Origin of the sequence: Nitrososphaera sp. AFS, from assembly GCF_009898475.1 — an archaeon.
In the GTDB taxonomy this organism is placed as follows: Archaea; Thermoproteota; Nitrososphaeria; order Nitrososphaerales; family Nitrososphaeraceae; genus Nitrosopolaris.
This window is the reverse complement of sequence record NZ_QURE01000134.1, coordinates 1-5,831: the sequence shown is the minus strand read 5'-3', so window position 1 is coordinate 5,831 and position 5,831 is coordinate 1. Positions and strand designations below refer to the sequence as shown.

The following is a 5,831-nucleotide window of genomic DNA, read 5'->3' as shown; positions in this document are numbered from 1 at the left end:
AGGAAATTCTGGTGGACCTCTACTTAACATGCAAGGACAGGTTATAGGCATCAATACAGCCATTAATTCAGCTACTGGTGAGTTCTCAGGAATAGGATTCGCAGTTCCATCAGAGATGATACTAAAAGAGGTTCCGACAATTATTAGAACTGGAACATATAACCATCCCTGGCTAGGAATTGCCGGTGGCGCCATAACTCCAGATATGGCACAAAATGCAGGCTTACCTAGAAATTATAAAGGAGTAGTTGTTGGTTCAGTTCAACCAAATAGTCCTGCAGACAAAGCTGGGCTGCAAGGGACACCTCAGGATCAACCATCCAATGGTCAACGTTTAGGCGACATCATAATAGGAATTGACGGGCATTCCCTTAGAAGCATAGACGACTTGATTAATTATATTGACGTACACAAGTCTGTTGGAAATAATGTGATGCTAACCGTAAACAGGCATGGACAACTAATGAATTTTAACGTGTTATTGCAGACTAGACCAGCAATAGTGGGCAATGCCACAGCGCAGCAACCCATGATACCTTGAGGCCACACTATATCATCTGAGCAAATATGTCCATACGCTGCGTATGAGATAGCTTCAGTCAATCGATACTGGGGGATGTTTGCGATGCTTGTGGTTGGATCTACTGACATGATTTACAAACAGCCACAAAACTCCCTCCGAATATCATCAGATTAACCAATATCCTCGGATGCATATCTGGAACAGGCTTTTAATTAGTTACTGAATACATATAAATAGAGAGAATTTTGCCCGTTAATTGATTTCAATTGGCTAAGAAAACTGCCGCAATTATTCGAGGGGACGGGACAGGACCAGAATTAGTCGACGCAATGATTAAGGTTCTCAGGGCGTGCAATAGCAATATAGAATTAATTCCTTGTAATGCGGGCTCTGAGTGGTGGCAAAAGGCCGGAGGTACCTCTTACATTTCCCAAGACGTATGGAGTCTCCTAGAAGATAGTGATGCATGTTTTAAGGGTCCGACAACTACGATCCCTACTCCAAATGCACCACGTAGCGTAGCAGTAAGTATAAGACAAAAGTTTGAATTGTACGCTAACGTTCGACCCATTAAGACCTACCAAAACGCGGAACGAACATTAAATTTTATCTGCGTGCGTGAAGCAACTGAAGGCCTATATGCTGGAATCGAATTCAGGATTAGTGAAGATTCAGCCATCGCCATTCGAAAGGTGACGAAAAAAGGGAGTGAAAGAGTTATCAAAAAGGGATTTCAACTTGCGAGCGCCGCCGGATACAACAAAGTTTTTGTTGTTACAAAAAGAAATATTCTAAAGGAAACTGATGGAATATTTTGGGCAGCTGTAAAAAGCATTCAAAGTGAATTCAACAACATTAATGAAATAGAAGAATATTACATCGACAATATGACACAGCAGCTTGTTAAAAATCCTGAGCGATTCAATAACAGCATTCTGCTTAGCACTAATCTATTTATGGACATAATTTCAGAATGTGCATCAGGACATGTAGGATCTATAGGCACAGTATACTCTGGCAATTACGGCGATAATTATGCAATGTTTGAGCCAGCGCATGGCAGTGCTCCCAAGTATGCGGGGAAGGATCGTGTAAATCCTGTGGCAACTATTTTATCCGGATCATGGATGGTTGACTATCTCGGTGAAGAGTACATTTCTAAGGCTATTTTCAAGGCTACTGAAGATGTGATAAATGAAAAGAAATACGTAACATACGATCTTGGTGGTAATGCGACGCTTTCCGGGATGGCCGACCAAATAGCTATTAGGTCTGCCAAGTTGCTTAGAAAATGACCTTGAGGTTAGTATAGAAGAATGCATCATATTAATGAAGGGCGGTTATTTCTTTCAACGATTTCTTTGCTGGCATAGTTTCTGCGTATTGACGATCATTACTTGTTGTAATTCCAGATGTAGTTGACAAATCGGTGTACTAACTTACCGGACACTAAGTGACAGCTAGTGATCATCACTGTCCTTTCCTTCGTAACCTGTAAAATAATGACAATAATAACTTGCCAGTCAGTGTCCAAAATCATTTCATTAATAAGCACATACTCATGGTACCATGATATTACAGGTATGCCCTCTCTAACCAAACAAATTTGGGGGTCAATTCAGACAAATCTATCTTCATAAGGGATGTCCAATCACTGTGACATGTGGAAGAGAATTAAGCAAATATAAATTAGCAGATCGGCCAATTACGAGTACCAATTTAATAGTTAAGGACATATTAAGATGTAATTTCTTAATATTCAATGAGTGTCCTTTATAATAACTAAACTGCCAATATTGAGCAAATAGGACCTGGTTTATCCGATCTCAATCAAGTAACTTCTATTAATTTGAGCTGCTTTTCATTATACTATGTTAGATCACCCATCTTATTCTAGATCAAGTATCTCTAGATCAAGCACCTCCAGAGTCTGACCTATTCTAAAGCAAGCTGTATTGATTTATGGTCGCCTTTTGTTCTACGGAGATCATTTTCTTCATCCTTTTAACAATAAGATAAAAAATAAGCCATAATATTGTAATAGCGATGAGCAGCGAGTCAGATTTACTTGTTAGGTGTATAAAGTGTAAGCATCAAAAAATTGACCATGATAGGTCTGCGGCTAGAGACAAGATGAAATGCTTGATCGATAAATGCCAGTGTAAGTCCTATGTTTCCGACAGAAAATACTACAGATCCACTAAAAAGTGAATTTGATATAATTGCCTTCGAATTCGGTGCTAGTTAATACCAGATTTATGGCAAATTCACTGAATTGACTTGATTTTATGTCAGACTAGGTCTACACTACATATAGCCGGAGCTAATGTGTCAATAATAGTTAAGATGAGGGCATTCTCTATAGTTTAAACGGAAAAATCTTTCTATATCAACTAGAAAAATCATAGTTTTTTTAAATGTGATCTAATTTTAACGTCCATTGTTATCTAGTTAGAGGTCGTGAAGGTTTTAAAACTGAAGACACTATGAAAAGATAGCATGAATAAACAAGAAGCCCCTATTACCCAACAGCACATAAGAAACAGAAGTAGGCTAGACGTAATTGCGGCGATCTTAAGGGAGGTCTCAGGAAGAGAAGCAACCAAGACACGAATCATGTATGGCGCTTTTCTGTCATCTACACAGATGAGGGAATATGTACCATTTCTATTGAATAGTGGCTTGCTAACAAAGGCAGAACAATCGATATATAAAATAACAGGAAAAGGCATGCGCTTCTTAGTGCTATGCGATCAACTAAATAACATGATAGGGGATATAGGAAAATATAGGGTCTACGAATAGAGTTCAGTCAATAAAAGAATGACATTCTATTATTACAGCTTCTTTGCTCTACAAAAGAATGTCCGTCTTTATAGTCTATTTGTTGAATGTCTAGTAAACAAAATTAACTTAACCTTTGCCAAATTAAGCATATGGTTGTTTAATCTTTGCCATTCTGGTTACCATAGTCGCAGTCTGAACTCATGCAATACACTGCGTGTCTATACGAAACTCCATTCTGTGAGTTTGGGCATACCCAGCATTGAATAAATGTTGGCATCCTGTTTGCTATTGGTATGCAGTGTGATGGTCCGGTGCATTGAATATGGGTCGAGATGAGACAACTCACCTAGAGAGCGACCATAAGAACCTGCCATCTGATCAGTAACTTAGTTAGCCAAGTATTTTAAGAGGCGTTGCACCATAGGAATTTGTCAAGATGTCCTCAACAGATCATAGCGATGACCATGACTCAAATAGCATCATAAGAGATACAGAAAAGAAACAGAACAAGACAAGTGTAGTTGAATTACTAGACGAATTAATATCTCATATGAATTCGACAAGGAGTGTTTTCAAAATAATGATATTGTCATCATTTATTCTTGCTCCGTTATCTCTGATGTTGGCTACTGTATTTGTAATTCATCCCTTCTTTATGCACAGGATACTATTTAGATTCCCCGATATAGGCATTTTTCTATTGTTCTTTATCGGAGTTTCGATAATGTTGGCTTCGATGTGGCTCTTCATTGGATTAAGTGAGCAAAAATTTTTTTCGGATTGGGATAGGAAATTCAAAAGATATACGTCGTTGAAAAATCAGCTTGATAAGGAGCTTGAGGGATAATCGAAGGTCCATCGTCACATAGCTGATTTACTCTGCCGTATATTTCGTTCTCAACTGTGCTATTTCCTACAAAGGTTTTTAGTCAAACCTTGCATCAATTATGGCCCCTATAAGATAATATACCAATAAGCCTAGCAATCCTTTTACCTAAATGCAAATCCATTGGCTATAATGATGGTCCTAGTTCCGTAAACAACTATGCCTATCATGGCGACAATTGTGAATATGGTTACTGCGTTTTCCCACTTTGTGTTCTGACGCAGTTCAAGAAGGATAACTCTCAGGCCATTGAAGCCGTGTATGGAAACTAATATGAGTATTGATTCGAGAATTACTACATATGGTATATTATGATAGTTCATTATAATATTATGGAATGATAAACTCTGCTCGAATGGCACGATCACACGAAACATAATATGCACTGCAACAGTGAATAATGCACCTATCCCAGTTAGGTAGTGAATCTTCATTATTTGACTTTCTTTCAGTAGGCTCATCTATTCCTTCTTCTTTCTGTACTACACCCTTTTAACTTCTTCTACATAGGGCTCGCAGGTGTCAACTCAAATTTGAAATATTTATTTCTAAATATGGAACCGCGTAATTAAGATATTCCTGAAATTGTACAGTTATAACAAATTACTAGAATATTAAAGATAAAAGAAAATCAATAATATTTCGAGTAATGAAACGGGACTATTACGAGAATTTCTAGTTTGTTTGCGATAGTTGCTTTAATCTGAACATCTCAGTATTCTGTTGCGCAAGTCCTAGATCATCAGATTTTCATTCTAATAAGAAGGGTTCAATATAATAAATATAATAAAACATAATAAAATATAATATAATATGATGTCATGGAAAACATTAAAGTAGCCACCAGTATTCATCTATAGTCCCCCGTTTATTGTATTGAGCACAATATAAAGGCCTATCAAAGTATTATCAGGAGGTTAGCCATAAACCGATGACAATACATATCCTTCATACTCACTTATTCTGAGGTTGGTTATGAATATATTCCTAACTTAGAAGGGCAAAAGTTCATTGTTTCGGTAAACTAGAACCATGATATAAAACCAAATAGGATAATATTAGACAATTAAAGATTCAGAGAAAGCAGGGATATTTCATATAGCTAAGATCTATCCAACATTCCCAAACACGCCTCCATTTGAAAGACAAGGTGAAGTGAAGTAGAAGAAATAAACCAATCTCTAAATCTGTACTTACAGCTTTCTGATTAGTTATTTCCATTATGGGCTCTGTTGAATGTTTGTAGAAATATTTTAGATGGTGTTAATCCATTTATTCAACCATTTTCTCTTTTGTTGTTGTGTACTTTGACACACCTATCATATCTACATTTTCTATCATATATACTAAAATCGTGATGAGCTGAGGGTGAAATTATTTTACAGTTATCAAATTGACTTATGCAATTATCTACATGTGTCTATACTACCTCAGGCCATAATAGCACACCAATATAGCCTATTTTCTTCATAATGATATCGAGACTTATTGTGCCTCGTTCAATTTTTGAAACACTTTGGGTCAGGAGTGAACCAAAATTACGAAGCATAGAAAAATTCGTTATTTTATTACTCTATCAAAAATTACTCTATCAAACGTGCTTAAGACTATTAAAAAAGGTTAGGGATCAATGAA

Annotated in this window: 5 protein-coding genes; 4 read left to right on the top strand and 1 reads right to left on the bottom strand. The window is 36.9% G+C overall.

Annotated elements, in window-relative coordinates:
• The 4 genes from DYY65_RS12865 to DYY65_RS11330 all read left to right on the top strand — a co-directional run.
• The coding region (locus DYY65_RS12865) for a S1C family serine protease (RefSeq protein ID WP_162478070.1) at nucleotides 1-541 on the top strand (541 nt) is incomplete at its 5' end.
• A gap of 248 nt (nucleotides 542-789) precedes the next feature.
• Complete coding sequence (locus DYY65_RS11340; RefSeq protein WP_162478069.1) at nucleotides 790-1,818, top strand: isocitrate/isopropylmalate dehydrogenase family protein; 1,029 nt, start codon at nucleotides 790-792, stop codon at nucleotides 1,816-1,818.
• A 1,204-nt stretch (nucleotides 1,819-3,022) separates the two neighbouring features.
• Entirely contained in the window at nucleotides 3,023-3,328 is a 306-nt protein-coding gene (locus DYY65_RS11335) for a winged helix-turn-helix domain-containing protein (protein WP_162478068.1), read from the top strand.
• Nucleotides 3,329-3,746: 418 nt separating this feature from the next.
• Nucleotides 3,747-4,157 carry a hypothetical protein gene (locus DYY65_RS11330; RefSeq protein ID WP_162478067.1) on the top strand — a complete coding sequence of 137 codons (411 nt, stop codon included), beginning with the start codon at nucleotides 3,747-3,749 and terminating at the stop codon, nucleotides 4,155-4,157.
• 143 nt (nucleotides 4,158-4,300) lie between these two features.
• On the opposite strand, the gene DYY65_RS11325 is transcribed toward DYY65_RS11330, so the two are convergent.
• Entirely contained in the window at nucleotides 4,301-4,657 is a 357-nt protein-coding gene (locus tag DYY65_RS11325; protein ID WP_201449484.1) for a succinate dehydrogenase, read from the bottom strand.
• Nucleotides 4,658-5,831 lie beyond the last annotated feature (1,174 nt).

Coding starts and splice junctions, on each gene's coding strand:
- DYY65_RS11335 (WP_162478068.1), top strand. CDS start 3,023: ATGAATAAACAAGAAGCCCCTATTACCCAACAGCACATAAGAAACAGA.
- DYY65_RS11330 (WP_162478067.1), top strand. CDS start 3,747: ATGTCCTCAACAGATCATAGCGATGACCATGACTCAAATAGCATCATA.
- DYY65_RS11325 (WP_201449484.1), bottom strand. CDS start 4,657: ATGAGCCTACTGAAAGAAAGTCAAATAATGAAGATTCACTACCTAACT.